Source organism: Pristimantibacillus sp. Z349TD_6 (assembly GCF_056173205.1).
This window is the reverse complement of record NZ_CM149662.1, coordinates 3,158,725-3,175,804: the sequence shown is the minus strand read 5'-3', so window position 1 is coordinate 3,175,804 and position 17,080 is coordinate 3,158,725. Positions and strand designations below refer to the sequence as shown.

17 protein-coding genes and 1 pseudogene are annotated in these 17,080 nt (G+C 47.2%); all 18 read right to left on the bottom strand.

The window, feature by feature from the left end; all coding sequences use genetic code 11:
- Complete coding sequence (locus AC0VYE_RS13520; protein WP_076270065.1) at positions 1-768, bottom strand: class I SAM-dependent DNA methyltransferase; 768 nt, start codon at positions 766-768, stop codon at positions 1-3.
- Complete coding sequence (locus AC0VYE_RS13515; RefSeq protein WP_076270066.1) at positions 765-1,715, bottom strand: CvfB family protein; 951 nt, start codon at positions 1,713-1,715, stop codon at positions 765-767. The genes AC0VYE_RS13520 and AC0VYE_RS13515 overlap by 4 nt, the downstream gene beginning before the upstream one ends.
- A complete protein-coding gene (gene rsfS, locus AC0VYE_RS13510; protein WP_054027809.1) occupies positions 1,712-2,059 on the bottom strand; it encodes a ribosome silencing factor in 348 nt (115 codons plus the stop codon). Before rsfS ends, AC0VYE_RS13515 begins: the two co-directional genes overlap by 4 nt.
- A 21-nt stretch (positions 2,060-2,080) precedes the next feature.
- Positions 2,081-2,635 carry a bis(5'-nucleosyl)-tetraphosphatase (symmetrical) YqeK gene (gene yqeK / locus AC0VYE_RS13505; RefSeq protein WP_475448575.1) on the bottom strand — a complete coding sequence of 185 codons (555 nt, stop codon included), beginning with the start codon at positions 2,633-2,635 and terminating at the stop codon, positions 2,081-2,083.
- Complete coding sequence (gene nadD, locus AC0VYE_RS13500) at positions 2,625-3,215, bottom strand: nicotinate-nucleotide adenylyltransferase (protein WP_475448573.1); 591 nt, start codon at positions 3,213-3,215, stop codon at positions 2,625-2,627. The genes yqeK and nadD overlap by 11 nt, the downstream gene beginning before the upstream one ends.
- A gap of 110 nt (positions 3,216-3,325) precedes the next feature.
- On the bottom strand, positions 3,326-3,631 hold the full coding sequence (gene yhbY, locus AC0VYE_RS13495) for a ribosome assembly RNA-binding protein YhbY (protein ID WP_076270069.1): 306 nt from the start codon (positions 3,629-3,631) through the stop codon (positions 3,326-3,328).
- A gap of 60 nt (positions 3,632-3,691) precedes the next feature.
- On the bottom strand, positions 3,692-4,552 hold the full coding sequence (gene aroE, locus AC0VYE_RS13490; RefSeq protein ID WP_475449568.1) for a shikimate dehydrogenase: 861 nt from the start codon (positions 4,550-4,552) through the stop codon (positions 3,692-3,694).
- 38 nt (positions 4,553-4,590) lie between these two features.
- Positions 4,591-5,715: a ribosome biogenesis GTPase YqeH gene (yqeH, locus tag AC0VYE_RS13485; protein WP_076270070.1), complete on the bottom strand. Its 1,125-nt coding sequence runs from the start codon at positions 5,713-5,715 to the stop codon at positions 4,591-4,593.
- Entirely contained in the window at positions 5,715-6,239 is a 525-nt protein-coding gene (locus AC0VYE_RS13480) for a YqeG family HAD IIIA-type phosphatase (protein ID WP_076270071.1), read from the bottom strand. Before AC0VYE_RS13480 ends, yqeH begins: the two co-directional genes overlap by 1 nt.
- A gap of 116 nt (positions 6,240-6,355) precedes the next feature.
- Positions 6,356-8,611: a DUF4129 domain-containing transglutaminase family protein gene (locus AC0VYE_RS13475; RefSeq protein WP_475448570.1), complete on the bottom strand. Its 2,256-nt coding sequence runs from the start codon at positions 8,609-8,611 to the stop codon at positions 6,356-6,358.
- Positions 8,608-9,855, bottom strand: a complete 1,248-nt coding sequence (locus AC0VYE_RS13470; protein WP_076270073.1) for a DUF58 domain-containing protein — start codon at positions 9,853-9,855, stop codon at positions 8,608-8,610. Before AC0VYE_RS13470 ends, AC0VYE_RS13475 begins: the two co-directional genes overlap by 4 nt.
- A 4-nt stretch (positions 9,856-9,859) precedes the next feature.
- Positions 9,860-10,816, bottom strand: coding sequence for an AAA family ATPase (locus AC0VYE_RS13465; protein WP_076270074.1), 957 nt, complete (start codon positions 10,814-10,816; stop codon positions 9,860-9,862).
- A 140-nt stretch (positions 10,817-10,956) separates the two neighbouring features.
- Positions 10,957-11,307: a stage V sporulation protein AE gene (gene spoVAE, locus AC0VYE_RS13460; protein ID WP_076270075.1), complete on the bottom strand. Its 351-nt coding sequence runs from the start codon at positions 11,305-11,307 to the stop codon at positions 10,957-10,959.
- Positions 11,304-12,326, bottom strand: coding sequence for a stage V sporulation protein AD (spoVAD, locus tag AC0VYE_RS13455; RefSeq protein WP_076270076.1), 1,023 nt, complete (start codon positions 12,324-12,326; stop codon positions 11,304-11,306). Before spoVAD ends, spoVAE begins: the two co-directional genes overlap by 4 nt.
- 1 nt (position 12,327) lies before the next feature.
- Positions 12,328-12,813 carry a stage V sporulation protein AC gene (gene spoVAC / locus AC0VYE_RS13450; protein ID WP_076270077.1) on the bottom strand — a complete coding sequence of 162 codons (486 nt, stop codon included), beginning with the start codon at positions 12,811-12,813 and terminating at the stop codon, positions 12,328-12,330.
- A gap of 45 nt (positions 12,814-12,858) precedes the next feature.
- Positions 12,859-13,206 (bottom strand): hypothetical protein, encoded by a 348-nt coding sequence (locus AC0VYE_RS13445; protein ID WP_076270078.1) that lies wholly within the window; start codon positions 13,204-13,206, stop codon positions 12,859-12,861.
- A 67-nt stretch (positions 13,207-13,273) separates the two neighbouring features.
- Positions 13,274-15,298 (bottom strand): beta-galactosidase, encoded by a 2,025-nt coding sequence (locus AC0VYE_RS13440; RefSeq protein WP_475448566.1) that lies wholly within the window; start codon positions 15,296-15,298, stop codon positions 13,274-13,276.
- Positions 15,299-15,951: 653 nt separating this feature from the next.
- A pseudogene (locus tag AC0VYE_RS13435) lies at positions 15,952-16,896 on the bottom strand (extracellular solute-binding protein); the annotation flags it as partial.
- Between the last annotated feature and the right edge of the window lie 184 nt (positions 16,897-17,080).

Below are 17,080 nucleotides of genomic sequence, written 5' to 3'. Positions count from 1 at the left end.
TTATTTGATTGCTGCGAAGAACAAACGCTCTGATTCGCTGTCAGCTGGCTTCAGCTCAAAATCTGCGTAACGGTCAACCGTTTTAAAGCCCGCACGGTACAGAGCTGACTCGATCCAGTCTGGATCGTAAGCGCGCTGCACATGTGATTCTTCAAACCGATAAAACTTTGAATCGCGGTCACGCGAGAATATCGTTAGGTTATGCTCAATCTCGCAGCGCTCCTCTTCAAAGTCGCATGTCCATATATAGGCTACATCACGCTCATCAAGCACAAAGGGCTGTTCTTCCGCATAACGAATGAGCTGCTTTGGCGGATGCATATCGAATAAAAAGGAACCGCCGCTGCGAAGGCCCGCATAGGTAGCGCGGAAAGCCGCCTCAATATCCTCTTCCTCCGTCAAATAGTTCAAGCAATCACAAAACGAAATGACCGCATCAACGGGCTCTTGCAGCTCCCATTCACGCATGTCCTGTTGCAGCCACCGAATCGAACCGGAGCGCGGTCTCGTAACAGCCTGAGGCGTCTCATCCCACTTGCTGCGTGCGACGGTAAGCATGTCCGATGACAAATCGATTCCATACACATGGAAACCCGAGCGTGCTAACGGAATCGAAATGCTCCCTGTACCGCAACCAAGATCTACGACAGTAGCAGGCATGCCATAGCGCGACCAGCCGGCCCTTGCGAAGCCCAGCCACTCTGCATAGGGCATATCCTCCATCAGCTGATCATAGACAGTCGCGAACTGTCCATAAGAGCGTGTCATTGCCCGTCAGCTCCTTCAGCTGAGGAGCCCTTCGCTTGCTCTCCTGCTTGCTCCGTCGTCTCGTCAGACGGTTCAGCCAAATATGTCCAGCTGCCTTTCTGAGTGACAAGCCTTTCTCTCATCAGCTTGCCTAAAGCGCGTTTGAAGGCACCTTTGCTAATCCCGAATTTTTGTTTAATAATGTCGGCATCTGTCTGATCAGAGTAAGGCATTCCGCCGCCTGGTCTTTCTTTAATGAAGGCAAGCAGTCGATCAGCATCCTCCAATCGTCCTACTTCCTTACGCTGCGCCATGGAGAGGTTAGCTCTGCCATCTTCACGAATGAAGGTTACACGAGCGCTTACACGCTCACCAAGTCTAAGCGGACGGATTCGTTCAGCGCTTGGAATAAGCCCATAAACGCCAAACCCTACAACGCCGCCATCAATCATGACGAACGAGCCGAGCTGCAGCGTTTTTGTTACCCAGCCTTCAACCCATTGATTATTCCAGCTCTCAGGTGCATGGAAGACAAGCTCCGAGAGTTCCTCTTCAAAAGCAATTTTCGCTACAAGTCTTCCTATTTTGTCATGCTTCATCACAACAAATACTTCATCGCCAGGAAGAGGCCTGTATTCAATACTCTCCGGCAGCTCCGATAGCGGAAGCAGCAGTTGTCTGCCAAGCCCCATTTCTAGGAAGCAGCCAAGCCTTGGATGAACGTCCGCTACTTTCAGGCGAGCAAGCTCACCTAACTGGAGAAGCGGCTTCTTCATCGTAGCAGCCAATCGATCCTCTGAATCGTAAAAAATGAATACTTCCACTGCATCGCCGATTTTCGGCTTAGAGCCTACAAGCTCGGTATAATGCATGAGCACATCCGATTCTTCATCGCTCAAAAAATAGCCGTAGGGCGACACCTCGCGTGCCACCCTTAAAGTCAAAGTTGTTCCGGCTACAAAACTCATGCAAACTCCACAACCTTCGCATCGGACCATAGCCGCTCAATGTTGTAATATTCACGCTCATCGCGATGGAATACGTGAACGATAACGTCGCCGAGGTCAATCAGCACCCATCTTGCCGAATCCATACCTTCGATTCCGCGCACGCGATTGCCATTTTTCTCAGCTTGTTTCCGAATTTCGGTTGCGATAGCTTGTACTTGTGTATCCGAGTTACCGCTGCAAATGACGAAGTAATCCGCCACCAAGGAAATTTCTTTTAAGTTCAAAGCAACAACGCGCACCGCTTTTTTGTCTTCTGCTGCTGCGACTGTGATTTGAAGCAATTGATCCGAATGTAACGCCATAGCTCAGCCTCCTGTTAAATATTATTCTAATAAACTATTTCTTGCTTCTATTGTTAGCGGAAATATTCGTTTTCCTTTTTCTAATAAGAAGGAAATTGTAGAGTTAAAGCCAGCAAGCAATGCTTGCTCCAATGAATGCTCGCTAAGCTCGCGAATGTTGTCTACTCCTGGAAACTCTCGCCCTGGTTCCATATAATCGGCAAGGCAAACAATTTTCTCAAGTTTCGACATGCCGCGGCGACCTGATGTATGGTAGCGAATAGCGTCAAGCACTTCGGTGTCCGCCACACCAAATTCATGTTCGGCTACCCACGCCCCAACAGGGGCATGCCATAATTCTTTATCATAAAGCAAAAGCTCTGCTGGCAATGCTTGATCGCGAATGACCTTCTGCATTCGATCGACATTCCAGTACTTAGAAACATCATGCAAAATGGCAGCAAGCTCAGCTCGTATAGCATCTTCGCCAAACCTATTAGCTAGTATGACCGCAGTTTCCATAACTCCCTGTGTATGCAGCCATCTTCGCTCAGGCATTTCCGCTCTTACTTTTTCGATCATTTGCTCACGATTCATACAGGTTGTACCTCCTCATGTAGCGATTCACCGAATCAGGCACTAAGTATTGAACAGACTGCCCAGCTTTCACCTTGCTCCTAATCGCTGTTGAAGAAATCGCAATGGCAGGCATGTGAACCAAGCTGACCCGCTCCTGCAAAAAAACCGGCAGTGCAGAAATATCGACCGGATTGCCTGGACGCTCTAATCCAATAAATGATATTCGAGCAGCTAGCTGCTCGATTTCATGCCACTTCGGCAGGTCGTTGATACGATCTGAACCGATAATATAGGAAAAATAATGGTTCGGATAACGTCCCTGCAGCTCTACAATCGTATCGTAGGAATAGCTCACGCCACCACGCTGCAATTCAATATCAAGCGCTCGAAAGGCCTTGTTGCTCTCGATAGCATCGCATACCATTTCGTAGCGCCGCTCTCCGCTAACGCCTGGCTCATTCGCTTTGAGCGGTGGTCCGTATGACGGGATGAACCACACCTCGTCCAAGCCGCTCTGCTCTCGTGCAGTTTCTGCAGCAATCAAATGACCGATATGGATGGGATCGAAGGTGCCGCCCATAATTCCTATCTTACTCACTTGTTGAACGCCTCCCTATCAAGCAAAGTCGAAGCGTTAACAGCTATCGTGTCTTCTAGTATGCCCTTTATGACAAAAAGCTGCATTCGCCGCGCAAGTCTCGGTCCATATTATTTGCGAGCAGCTGTAGGAAGCTCGATTTGTTTGTTGTCCTTCGATTCTTTGTATAGAACGATCGTTTTGCCGATCACTTGTACAAGCTCCGCGCCCGCTGATTTAGCAACTTCAACGCCGATTTCCTTAGGATCGTCTAGACAGTTGTTAAGAACAGAAACTTTGATAAGCTCGCGCGACTCAATCGCCTCCTCGATATGACGAACGAGGTGATCGTTAGTGCCGCCCTTTCCGACTTGGAAAATCGGTGTCAAATGATGAGCTAGCGCTCTTAAATATCGTTTTTGTTTGCCTGTAAGCATAATAAGTGTTCCTTCTTTCATCTCAATAATTCGTCTGTTTGATTGCTTCAATAAATACGTTTAGCCTTGCAATGATGCAAGTACTGTTTCGCGCATCGCTGTGACGGGTGCTGGCTGGCCTGTCCAATATTCAAAGGCATATGCGCCCTGATAAATAAACATGCCAAGCCCGCCATGAATGCGGCAGCCGCGCAGCTCTGCTTGCTGCAAAAATTTCGTTTTCAAAGGATTGTATATTAAATCACTTGCAACCGCGCCCAGCTTCAGCCAGCTTGCATCAATTGGCGTCTCCTCCGTATGAGGGAACATGCCTACTGATGTCGTGTTAATCACGATATCGGCTTGTTCGCATGCGGTTTGCAGCTCATCATTCGAAATCGCTTCAATATCTACTTTATTTTGCAATGAATCTGCAAGCTCTTTTGCCCGGTCTACGGAACGGTTGGCCACCGTAATTCGCGCAGGATTCTCGCTTGCTAGAGCATAAATGATGCCGCGGGCTGCGCCGCCTGCGCCGATAACGACGATTCGTTTCCCGGCAAGCTCACGCTCCGCTTCTTCCTTCAACGAACGCACATAACCAATGCCATCGGTGTTGTATCCGATTAGACGGCCAGCGTCGTTGACAATCGTATTAACCGCGCCTATCGCCTGCGCGCTTGCATCGATCTCATCAAGCACGGACATAATGTCCAGCTTATGGGGGATCGTAACATTGACACCTCGAATGCCCATTGCACGAACACCAGCGGCAAAATCTCCGATTCGATCACTCGTAACATGAAAAGCAGTGTATACACCGTTAATTCCCGTTTCCCGAAAGGCACGGTTCATCATAATAGGTGATTTCGAATGCCTTATCGGATCGCCGATGACGCCGAACAAAAGAGTATTGCTGTCAATCTGGTTTCCTGCGCTCATATTCGTCACAGTGAATTCCCCTTCCAAGTGACATGTGTTTAGATCATCGAGTCGCGAAGCATGACCTTAACGCCCTTCGGCGCATAAATGTCAATAACAGCTCCACCAGTACCGTTCACTTGAATCCAGCCAAGACCGGATATAAATACGTCCTTATTCAAGCCGCGCTTAACGCGCAGTGAATGCCTAGTCCAAGCAGGAATCGTTTCTAGTTCTTCAAGCGATGGTCCTCCGAGCAATTGCCCACGGTGATCTGCATACAACTCATCTGCCCGCTCCAGCTTCGTACGATGCATGTTGAGCGCGTTTGAAACATAAAACGTAAAGGATTGGCGATCACCCTCGACAAAATCGAATCGAACAAGGCTGCCAATAAACAGCGATTGACCCGAGTTCAATTGATAGACGAGCGGTTTAATTGGCTTGTCCGGCAATAGCGAGCCAAGGAAGCTCCGCGGTACAACCTCTGTCATACGTGTCGTATAGACGATACCTGGGGTATCAATAATCGCTTTCCCATCCTCAAGCGGAATATGAACGGCATCAAGCGTTGTTCCCGGATAACGAGAAGTAGTCAGTTCACGTTCCATGTCACTGTAATCTCGAATTAGACGATTAATCAAGGTTGACTTACCGACATTCGTCGCGCCAACCACATAGACATCTCGGCCATTCCGGTACTGCTCAAGCGCTTCAATAACCCGCTCGAAGCCCATATTCCGCTTCGCGCTGCATAGGACCACATCGACTGTGCGCAGTCCCTCTTCCTTTGCTTGCTTCTGAACCCAATTCCGAAGTCGATTGACGTTCATCGCTTTCGGCAGCAAATCGATTTTGTTCACGACAAGCAGCACTGGATTGTTACCGACAAAACGCTGCAAGCCCGAAATCAAGCTTCCTTCAAAATCGTACAAATCAACAATATGCACAACGAGGCTATCCGTATTTCCGATGCTGCCAAGCAGCTTTAAGAAGTCATCCTGATCAACCGCTACGGATGAAGCTTCATTATAATTGCGAATTCGGAAGCATCGCTGGCAAATAACCGGTTCGCGACCGACAGCCGCCTCCGGCAAATAACCTGGCAAATCAGAACTTTTAATCTGAAGCGCCACTCCACAGCCCGCACATGATCCATATGCCTGACTAAGTTGTTGTTCCATCACTTTGTTTCCCCCTCATACCATAACCCTTTTTTCCTTAAACGCACTAACGCTATTCGTTCAATACGACGATTCACTCGTGTCATTATACCTTCATCAGCAGGAGCGATTGGCGTGACAAGGATGGTGTATAACCCCATACGGTTACCCCCAAGCACATCCGTCAGCATCTGATCTCCGATTACGACGGTTTCCTCAGGTGCAAGGCGGAGTACACTAAGCGCTCTCTTGAACGATTTGCCAGCTGGCTTGCGAGCAGCATGAATATATGGAATATTCAACGGCGCAGCAAACTTCCCGACGCGTGTCTCGTTGTTATTGGATACGATAACAACCTGAAAGCCCCGAGAACGTACGTAATCAAGCCACTGCACAAGCTCAGGCGTAGCTAACGCCTCCTTGGCACCGACAAGCGTATTATCCAAATCCGTAATGATGCCGCGAACGCCTCTTGCATGCAGCTCATCTAAGTTAATTTCATATACTGTATTGACGCGCATATGCGGCAACAGCCGTTCAAACATAATGGATATCCCTCTGCTTTCTGCTTGCTATCTTACGAAACTATACCATACAAACTAATTTTGTTGCAAAAAAATACCGCTACCAATTTCTCTGGCGAGCGGTATTTGTTCGTATGTTATCTTAATTGATCAATGAGTGAGCGTACTTTAACGACGAAACGATCTGCTTCTTCGGATGACGCCATAACGGGGCTGTATTTCGCTTGTTCAAACCCATTCAGCACAATCTTAAAATCTTCGCGCAGCCGCTTCTGATTTTGCGACCAGCGCAACACTGCCTCACGCAGCGTCTCATGGTCTTCGCGCTCCATTCCACGCTTTTTGCAAATGCGCAGCAGTTTTTGCGTCTCAAGTACGATTCGATCATTTGTTGTGTACGATCCATGGCGGAGCTTTCTCCAAGAAAAGATAAGCTTGTCACGACGAATAATGAGCCATGCAATTGCAGCAACGATGAGTAGCGATATGGAGCTCCATAGCCAAACCTGCGAAGTTGATGAGCCTTCTGCATCTCCAGCTGCTGCAGTATCGTTATCGCCGATTTCTAGATCCGGCAAAGCAGCAACCTCTTCTTCAGGCAGCGTATATGGGAATGAGAAACCCGCTGTTGCTTCGAACGGAATCCAGCCTGTACCTTCAAAATAAATTTCTACCCAAGAATGAGCATCTGAATTTCGAACGGTGTACGTGCCTGCACCGCTTGGATTTACTTCTTCCTCCCTGTAACCGCCTGGAGGACCGAAGTCGCTAGCAGGAAGCGCACCTGGAGCAAATCCTTTAACCCATCTCGTCGGAAGGCCTAAGCTGCGCGCCATAACCGCCATTGAGGTTGAAAAATAATCGCAATAGCCTTCTTTCAGCTCGAACAGAAATTGATCAACGAAATCGCTGGTAGCTCCTGTGAGCTTCGATTCATCAGGCAAATTATTGTAGTTGTAATTGAGCCTTAAATACGACTCCAACAATCTAGCCTTATCATAATCATTAGCTGCCCCTGCGGTGACCTGCTCTGCAAGCTGTCTGACTCGATCAGGCAATGATTCAGGCAATTGCAAGTAAAACGCATTGCGTGAAGCCTCTTCTTTATCTGACCAGCCTGCTTTGGATGACCGCAGCAGCGCTTCATCTAGAACAGGTACAGACGACGTGACCGAATACGTTTGCGGATATTTACGGTTTTGCATGGACCAGTTCAGCAGCCGCAGCTCGCCTGAGCTAGGCTCCCATCTCAAGCTGGTTGGAATAGCTGCCTCTTCATTTTCAATCCAATTGATCTTCGAAAGTGGTGCAGCAGCAAAAAGAACCGGATAAACATCCTTTCGAATCATCGTAACAATCTGATTGACTTGCTTAACCCCAGCTTTTGGCGGATCATCTAATGAAGGGAATACTTCTCCCTTTACAACCGAAATATTTTCTTCGCCAGCAAGCCTGGGACTTACATCTATCCATCCGTCACCCGTGTAAAAAGCTTTGGACTCCCCGCGCCAGTAGCTGCGATGCGAAGTCGTGACGGTCATCATCGGTGAATAATCAAATTCAAATCCACCGCCAAGCTTATCGTCGTCTCTACTGTATCCGGAGCTCGCATTGCCTGATCGGTTCGGCGATATAACATCTGTGCCTTTATCGCCTAAAAACACCTGAACCCTCTCCCCTTTAGCTTCCTTCCAGATCGTATAAGGATCCTGAAGAATAGGAGCAATTGAAGGCATATTCAATCCTACAATCATGAGAATCGATAATACGAGTGCAATCGGCACCATTAATCGCAGTGGATACTCGATTAGCTCTTTCCAGCTGTTCGGATGCTCTCGCTTTAGCCTCGACAAATGGCCAGCGACGAGCCAGAGCAGCCCAATAAAGACGACCATCCCCACTTCATCCCACAGCCAGATCGGCGTAAAGGAATCTGCGATAGTTAAAACCAAAATGCTTACGCCTACAAATCCGAACATTCGAACTCTAGTAATCGTCCACATTCCAAACAGCACGTAGAGCAGAAGCATAGCTCCACTTATCCATATAAATGGATTAAGCTGAACGAGATGTACTTGCAGCCACCACAGCCACTCTTGCCAGCGCTGCGGACTTGCAACGATCCATTCCATTCTGGCCCATTGCGATGTAATGAAAATAGCTGCTATCACTTGAAGAAGAAGCTTCAAATATTTCCTGCGCATAGGAAGCAATAGATCAATTGCCGCTGCCGCAAATAAAGTGTAATAGGCAATGGCGTACGTTTCGTCCCACCAATAACCTTCAAATATAGTAATTACATTCGCTAGAATAATTGCAATAAATATGAATCTAAGCTTCTCAAACCAGTCCGTTGTTAAATACACACCAATTAATCGTATCAGCTGTTTCATGCAATTCCACTCCCTTCTAAAACTGTTGGGAGCTCTTGCAGCTGACGAACTTCAAATACCGGCCAGCCGCGTTCGCGCAAGACACGTTTCCAAGAAGTATTATGGCTTAATAAATCAACCGACGAGGAGATATGAATCAAGCAAGGGGTAATTCCTTTTCGTGAGAGCCACTCCATGCTTCGAATGACATCCGCGCCAGTCTCGGGAGTAATAAGGACTGCAAAACTTCCGGCTTCAATCGTAGAATCAGCTTGCTGAAGCGACGGATACAATGGCCGCGCTGCATTTGCATCTACAAAGGTTAAATGCCTCATCACCATATTTCGTTGATCAATGCCTGATTTGGGTGTAACGAATGTCATGGCGTCTCCAATGGAGAGCAGCCCCATTGCCGTATCACTTTTGAGACCGTTCTCGAGCAATGAAGCAGCAACAGATACAGCTAATTCGAAGCGAGTCGCGAGTTCACCTTTGTAGCTGCTTGAATGTCGATCAAGGATGACTAGCGTACGCGGCAATGACTCACGCTCGAAAGCTTTCGATTTCCACTCGCCCGTCTTCGCCGTCGCATTCCAATGGACACGTGATAAACGGTCTCCGTATAAATATTCACGAACGCCGTTAATCTGTGTCGTTTCCTTCGCTGAGCGTGACGCGATGGCATGAGAGTAAGGACCGCGAATCCCGCGCTGAATGCCATTCCACTGCCTAAGCGGAACTGTCTGAGGCAGCACATTAAGCACTGTCTCTGATCCAAATTTACCTGAATGCTCGAACAAACCGAATACATCATAAGACAAGCACTCTGTATGAGTAAATCGGTACTCGCCGCGCTGCAGCGGAGGCGTTTGATAAACGACATGGCCCGCACGCTTCCAATTCGGCACAAAGGAAGTCTCGAATGCCAGCCTTTGTCCATTATGACGATGCAGCTGATCTCTAACAATGACGTATGGAAGCGGATAATAGCCAGGAATTTTCATGGAAAGGCTTACTTCTAGCGTGCTGCCTGCTGATAAAGATTGATCGATTGTTGTTGCTCCAGGCATCGCATACACTCTGCTGCCCGTCACCTTGTTAATTCCGCTCCACCTGCCAAGCACTAAATAAATAATTAATAAATTCAAAATCATGAAGAGCATCATCGCGGTTTTGCCGCCTTGAAATAAAAAGTAGAACAGACTGGTCAAATAAATGACTGCGACAAGCTGCATCCGCAGCTTCGAAGATTTGGCCGCTGTCATACGACTAACGCTCTAGCCGAACCGGTACTTTCGTGGACTGAATCACCTGCTCGATGATATCCTCCGCTTTAAGACCGTTCATTCTAGCTTCCATTCTGAGAAGAAGCCTGTGCGAAAGCACGTAAGGAGCAAGTTCCTTCACATCATCAGGCGTTACAAACTGTCTCTGCTGAATATAAGCACTCGCTTTAGCCGCTCTTGCCAGCGCTAGCGCTGCACGAGGACTTGCACCGAGCATTACATTCGCGTTTTCTCTTGTTCCTCTTATTAATGAAACTAAATATTTGCCTACGGCGTCATCAATATGCACTTTAAGCGCTTGGTCCTGAATTTGGATCATATCGGATATATTAATCATTTGCTGAATGCGATCAGATGGATGTATTCCTTCATTAGAGAGCACCATTTGCTGCTCATCTGTTTCACTAGGATAACCGAGCGACAGCTTCATCATGAACCGGTCCAGCTGCGCCTCTGGGAGCGTATACGTGCCTTCAAATTCAATTGGATTTTGGGTAGCAAGCAAAACGAACGGACGAGGCAGCTCATATGTATCCCCATCAACCGTTACATGTCCTTCTTCCATCGCCTCAAGCAAAGCAGATTGTGTCTTCGTTGTCGCGCGATTGATTTCATCAGCTAGCAATATATTAGCCATAATTGGACCTGGACGAAATAAAAAGGTTTCTTGTTTGGGATGGTAAATGGAAACGCCTGTTATGTCAGTTGGCAGCAAGTCGGGATTGCATTGTATCCGGCGGAACTGGCCGCCTATTGACTTTGCCAACGCTTTCACTAATTGTGTTTTGCCCGTGCCTGGCACGTCTTCAAGCAGAACATGTCCACCTGCAACGACGGCAATTAACAATCTTTGGATCTCTTCCTGTTTGCCGAGGATACAAGATTCTAAGTTTCGGAGAATAGTAGAACATAATTGCATGTCTGCAGGACGAATATCCATATCATAACCTCCCGAAATAACGCATGAGTTAGTATTCAATACTACTATTTTACAGTACTTCCTTTACAGTACACAAATTTTTTCGCTACAAAAAAAATTGGAAGATCCCACAGGACCCTCCAACTTAAGTGCATAAATGGTTATCCTTTTGGCCTAACGACAAGTGCTGCCAAGAAGGAAAATATAATCGCTGCCGAAATGCCGGCACTAGTTACTTTAAAGATACCCGATATAACGCCAATCCAGCCTTGCGTATGCAATTCGGTTAATGCACCGTGTACGAGAGCATTACCAAAGCTTGTTATCGGAACCGTAGCTCCCGCTCCAGCAAACTTGACGAGCGGTTCATATAAGTCAAAACCATCAACGATAGCGCCTATGACCACTAAGGTCGACATCGTATGAGCAGGAGTCAGCTTAAGAACATCAAACATCAGCTGACCGATCACACAAATTCCTCCACCAACTAAAAAAGCCCACAAAAAGATCATATATGCTTGCTCCCTCCTGCGCTAATGGCAACAGCATGTGCTATACATGGAATACTCTCGCCTTGCTGGAACGAGAGCGGCGATAATAATGCGCCCGTGGCCACGACTAAAATTCGGTTTAATTCGCCTTTCTTGATTCGTTTGAGCAGATGCCCGTAAGTAACGACGGCTGAACAACCACATCCGCTGCCGCCTGCCTGTACCTTCTGCTTCTGAACGTCATATACCATAAGGCCGCAATCGCCAAACACTGTTTCGTTCATCGGAACGCCATTTTTCATAAGCAATTCCTTGGCAATGGGATGCCCTACTCCAGCCAAATCACCCGTTACAATTAAATCATAATCACGAGGAGATCGGCCTGTATCGTTAAAATGGGCTTGTATCGTATCTACAGCCGCGGGCGCCATTGCTGCTCCCATATTAAATGGATCTGTGATGCCAAGATCTATGACTTTCCCGATGGTTGCACATTCCACGACTGGGCCGTCACCTTCTGCCGCGACAACTGCTGCGCCAGATCCCGTAACCGTAAATTGTGCGGTAGGCGGCTTCTGTGAGCCATATTCCGTTGGATAACGAAATTGCTTCTCAGCTGTGCAATTGTGACTGCAAGTGCCTGCCAGCACATGAGTGGCTGAGCCAGAGTTCACGAAGAGCGATGCAAGCGCCAATGACTCCATCGAGGTGGAGCATGCACCAAATACGCCAATGTATGGTACTCCGAGTGATCGAGCAGCAAAGCTATTGCTAATAATTTGATTCATGAGATCTCCGCCGACAAAAAACTGAAGCTGGTCGCGTTCGATGCCGGCATTTTGAATTGCAAACTCCGAGGCTTGCTCCAGCAGCAGCCGCTCTGCCTTCTCCCAGCTTTTTTGCTGCATGTCTAGCTCAGGATGGACGAGATCAAAATCGGCTGCAAGCGGACCATCTCCCTCATCAGGACCGACCACGGTCGCTTCGCCGATTATTACCGGGCGTTTCTCAAACCACCATGATTGTTTCCCTCGCAGCATATTACTGACCCCCAGTTCCGAGAATAAGATGAGCGATACCTACGAAGAAAGCTGCCACTGTACCGAAAACAATAACTGAACCAGCCAGTTTAAACATATTGCCGCCAACACCAAGCACTAGGCCTTCGCTCCGATGCTCCAAAGCGGCCGAACACATGGAATTAGCAAATCCGGTTACAGGCACTGCTGAGCCAGCACCAGCCCATTGCGCAATTTTATCGTACACGCCTAGGCTCGTTAAAATAACGGATATCAAAATAAGCGTTGCAACGGTTGGATTGCTTGCCGCTTCTTCACTCATTCCCATCAAATGGACATAAAGCTCCTGTATAACCTGTCCAAATACACATACTGCTCCGCCGAAAACGAATGCTTTCAAACAATTTCCAAGTACAGATCGAGGCGGCTCCATCGTTTTTGCGAACGATTGATATTCTTTTGGTGACATGGACATTTTTTTGTAATGACTTTTGCTTTTGGTCGCCACAAAACCATCCTCCTTTTCCGCTACGGTTTTTCTCTATGCCTGAAGCTAAAGTTCCGTAACCGCTTTGCTTTCTTCTGGTTCATTATTTGTAATAGCAGGTTGCAATATTCCAACACAAACAAAAACGCCATCAATGTCCTCTGGATGCTGCATCAGCTTTGACGGAGATATATAAGATAATCTGGAGCAAATAATATCCTTTCTTACATTAAAAAAAGGATTGCCCCCGACTAATGATTTCGTCGCTGGCAACCCTTTATTTAAAGAAATATGGCTAATAACAAAAGAACGAGTAAAACATACAAGATGAGCACGAGCAAGCTCACTAAATGACGTTGCCGCTTCGTAGACAAAAGTGCAGCTCCCCTCACACCGGGCTTTTAACAACAGCATATGCCAAACACCCAGCTGCGGAGCTTATCCAGGGTCATTTCAATAACGATTTCAATAGGCAAATGTTTTATTGTTCAATAATCATAACGCCTTTAGCAGATAAGCTGTAAGTGCCGCTGACAATCTCACCCGTGAGAAGCTCTGTTCGCTGCTGAGCGCCAAGCTGAAGCTCAGAAGGCTCGGAGTTATGGTTCAAAATAAAAGTAAAGGATTTCCCATCTTTATTTCTGCGTGTCACCTCGACCCCTGTAGGTACGGACAAGATAGGCTCAATCCCTTTGTCCTTGCACAAGTTCGTGAGCAGCGACTGCAGAAACTCTTTATCAGGACTGGAAGCTATATACCATGCTTCCCCGCTGCCATATTTATTGACGGTAACCGCTGGCATGCCTTTGTAGAAATCTGAGCCGTACTCAGCAACAACCTCAGCGCCTTCAGAATGGATCAAATCACATAGCAGACTGCATGTATAAGTGCCGCTGAGAGCCCCGTCAACTTTTTTCATCACCATTTGGTTGTGTTGTCCTGGCAGCAGCGCGTCGATCTCCTCCGCCCAAATGCCGAGAACCTTGCGCAGCTTGCCTGGATAGCCGCCCGTAGTTACGAGATCGTTCTCGTTCACGATGCCGCTGAAAAAAGTCGTAATGAAGGTGCCTCCGCGTTCCACGAACGCTTCAACCTTCTCCGCAAAACCCGGTTTAATCATATACATAACCGGTGCAATGACGAGATCATACTGCTCGAAATTTTCTTCAATGCTGATCATATCGGTTTGTACATTCAATTCAAACAAGGCATCGTAATACTTATGAACCTCGTCCACATATTTTAAAGCTACGCTTGGACCGCTGGATAGCTCTACTGCCCAGCGGTTTTCCCAGTCAAATACGATGGCTGCCTTTGCATCAATTCGCGAATCAAGCAGCTTATCTGAAAGCTTCGTCAGTTCATGGCCAAGCTCCGCGCACTCACGAAACACGCGCGTATGCTCATGGCCCACATGCTCAATGACAGCGCCATGATATTTCTCGCATGCTCCGATCGAGCGGCGGAGCTGGAAGAACATGACGGTATCCGCGCCATGGGCTACTGCCTGATAGCTCCATAGCCGCATGACGCCAGGGCGCTTCAAAGCGTTGTAGGCTTGCCAGTTCTGCTGGCTCGGCGTTTGCTCCATCAGCATAAAGGGCTGTCCACTTTTCAAACCGCGCATAAGCGAGTGCGTCATTGCTGTATAGCTTACGGGAGTGTCGATCGACGGGTAATTGTCCCACGAGATGACATCCAAATGTTTTGCCCACTTGAAATAATCAAGCTCAGGATAAGTTCCCATCATATTTGTCGTAATTTGAATGTTAGGCGAATGCTTGCGAATTTCTTCGTGTTCAATTAAATAACAATCAAGCAGAGCATCCGATTGAAATCTGCGGTAATCAAGCGATATGCTTTGGAAGTTGGTTCGATTGCCGCCCCATTCCTCGCTAAGCGCATTAGGCGGTTCAATTTCATCCCAGTCATAAAAAGTATGGCCCCAGAAATTTGTATACCAAACCTTATTCAATTGTTCAATCGTGTGATAACGCTTTTTCAGCCATATTCGGAAAGCGTCGGCGCAGTTATCGCAATAACAGTAGCCGCCATATTCATTCGAAATATGCCAAGCGACAATCGCAGGGTGATCCTTATAACGCTCTGCCAGCTTCCCAGCTATGCGTCCCGAATGCTGCCGGTAGGTTTGGCTGCTCGGACAGGAGTTGTGGCGTCCTCCAAATTTACGTTTGCGGCCCTCATAATCGACACGAGTGACATCCGGGTATCTCTTCGCCATCCATGCCGGATGAGCCCCCGTACTTGTAGCAAGGCAAACAGCGATTTGGTCGCCATGAAGTCTGTTTATTATGTTATCCAGCTCAGTGAAATCATAGGTTTCTTCACTTGGTTGAATCCGCGCCCAAGAAAAAACGTTAACCGTTGCGACATCAATGTTCGCGAGCTTAAACATGCGAAGATCCTCTGTCATCGTCTCATCATCCCACTGCTCCGGATTATAATCTCCGCCGTACCATATTTTCGGAAGTTTCTCGTTTATCATTTCTATTTCATTCTCCCTTCAGTTTATGTTAATTAACAGCAAGGGAGAGAGCTCATTAGATGAGCCCTCTCCCTGCCAATTCACTTTGAGTCTTATTTCGACCAAAGTTCCACACGATCCTGCACCATTTTTGTAAATTCAGCATTCAATTTTGCTACACCTGCATCATCAAGATCTTTTAGAAATGCATCATAGATTTTATCGAAGTCTGCTGGTTTAGCAAGAATCGCTTCAGGGATACGTTTTTTCATAATATCTTGTGTTTTTTGGAAAATAACGTTTGCTTGCGAGCCCGTCTCGAACGGAAGTGTCCAAGCTGCGCCGTATTTGCGAACTGGGAATGCATCGTCAGCAGGCCATAGGTCTCTGTAGGTTTTCGCATTGTATTTCGCTAGCGTCTTCTTGTCTTCTTCAGAATAAGCCGTTTGAATTTGCTCTGGGAATGTCGTCGTATAGTAGTTTCCAGAAGGATCCTTCACGCCATCGCCGTAGCGAGCAGAAATCAAGTAGTTGCCAATACCTGTTGTTTTCTTAAATGTATTGCCGTCATTTGATTTTTGAGCTTGAACATCTGCAGGAATAACACGTTTTCCGCCTTCTACATTGTAATGCTTGCCTTCAATACCCCAGTTAACTAATACTTGACCTTCATCAGATGCAAGGTAATCAAGGAATTTGATTAAGCGTACTGGATCTTTGGCATCCTTTGTAATTCCAATTCCATAACCAGATAGATATCCTGTGCCTTGGAAAGAGTGATCTTGGAATGTATCATTCAGCGTTACAGGAAAACGAGCGTAAGTTGATTTAAAATTGCCAGCTGCTTTCAAAGCGTTTTCTGCTTCGCCATAATCCCAGTTTTGGTCAATAAGTCCAAGCACACGGCCGGAAGCAATTTTTGATTTATATTGATCGTATTTTTGAACGAAGCTTTCTTTATCAAGCAAACCGATATCGTTCATATGGTTCAACCAACGGAAATACTCTCTTTCCTCAGGACGCTGGTAATGCATGATCGCTTCATGTGTGTCTTGATTAACGAAAAACTCGCCATCATCTGGAGCGCCTGTTGCATAGAAAGCCGGGTTTGTAACTGAAATTAGAATTTGCCATTCACCGCCGTTAAGCGACATGCCGATTGTCGGCTGGCCATCAGCTGTTTTAGGGTTCTTCTCAATATAAGCTTTAATTGCAGCTTCATAGTCTTGTACCGTTTTGATTTCCGGATAACCTGCAGCTTCAAGCACTTGGTGCTGCAATTGGAAACCGCCGCCAGCTTCGAAGTAGGTTTGCCCTACGCCGTCTTGGGGAAGCACATAAATCGCGTCGTCATCTTTACTCCAACGAAGACGGTTAAAGTATTCGCCGTAAATCTTTTTCAAGTTTGGTGCGTGCTCCTCAATCAAAGGTCGAAGATCGATCAGTGCGCCAGCATCAACCAATTTGCCTGCGCTGCCTTTTGGCATAACCATATCGGGAAACTCGTCGCTTGCTACCATAAGGGCAAACATATCTGTGTCACTGCCGCCGACAGGGAACTCTTGCTTAATCGTAATGCCTGTTTTATCTACAATAAATTGCCCTATATCCGACTTCATATCATCCCAACTCGGGTTCGCGTCGCCAGAAGCGATACGAATCGTAATCGGATCACCCTTCTCCGGCTCTGCTGCATTTGTTGGTGAATTCGCGGAATTGCCCGGCGCGTTCGTTTCTTTATTTTTGCCGCCTTCATTATTCGAATTGCCGCATGCCGTGACAAATACGAATACTAGTGCCAAT

Bases quoted from the DNA above. Each gene is read 5' to 3' on its own strand.
- AC0VYE_RS13520 (WP_076270065.1), bottom strand. From the start codon at position 768: ATGACACGCTCTTATGGACAGTTCGCGACTGTCTATGATCAGCTGATG.
- AC0VYE_RS13515 (WP_076270066.1), bottom strand. From the start codon at position 1,715: ATGAGTTTTGTAGCCGGAACAACTTTGACTTTAAGGGTGGCACGCGAG.
- rsfS (WP_054027809.1), bottom strand. From the start codon at position 2,059: ATGGCGTTACATTCGGATCAATTGCTTCAAATCACAGTCGCAGCAGCA.
- yqeK (WP_475448575.1), bottom strand. From the start codon at position 2,635: ATGAATCGTGAGCAAATGATCGAAAAAGTAAGAGCGGAAATGCCTGAG.
- yhbY (WP_076270069.1), bottom strand. From the start codon at position 3,631: ATGCTTACAGGCAAACAAAAACGATATTTAAGAGCGCTAGCTCATCAT.
- aroE (WP_475449568.1), bottom strand. From the start codon at position 4,552: ATGAGCGCAGGAAACCAGATTGACAGCAATACTCTTTTGTTCGGCGTC.
- yqeH (WP_076270070.1), bottom strand. From the start codon at position 5,715: ATGGAACAACAACTTAGTCAGGCATATGGATCATGTGCGGGCTGTGGA.
- AC0VYE_RS13480 (WP_076270071.1), bottom strand. From the start codon at position 6,239: ATGTTTGAACGGCTGTTGCCGCATATGCGCGTCAATACAGTATATGAA.
- AC0VYE_RS13475 (WP_475448570.1), bottom strand. From the start codon at position 8,611: ATGAAACAGCTGATACGATTAATTGGTGTGTATTTAACAACGGACTGG.
- AC0VYE_RS13470 (WP_076270073.1), bottom strand. From the start codon at position 9,855: ATGACAGCGGCCAAATCTTCGAAGCTGCGGATGCAGCTTGTCGCAGTC.
- AC0VYE_RS13465 (WP_076270074.1), bottom strand. From the start codon at position 10,816: ATGGATATTCGTCCTGCAGACATGCAATTATGTTCTACTATTCTCCGA.
- spoVAE (WP_076270075.1), bottom strand. From the start codon at position 11,307: ATGATCTTTTTGTGGGCTTTTTTAGTTGGTGGAGGAATTTGTGTGATC.
- spoVAD (WP_076270076.1), bottom strand. From the start codon at position 12,326: ATGCTGCGAGGGAAACAATCATGGTGGTTTGAGAAACGCCCGGTAATA.
- AC0VYE_RS13445 (WP_076270078.1), bottom strand. From the start codon at position 13,206: ATGCTGTTGTTAAAAGCCCGGTGTGAGGGGAGCTGCACTTTTGTCTAC.
- AC0VYE_RS13440 (WP_475448566.1), bottom strand. From the start codon at position 15,298: ATGATAAACGAGAAACTTCCGAAAATATGGTACGGCGGAGATTATAAT.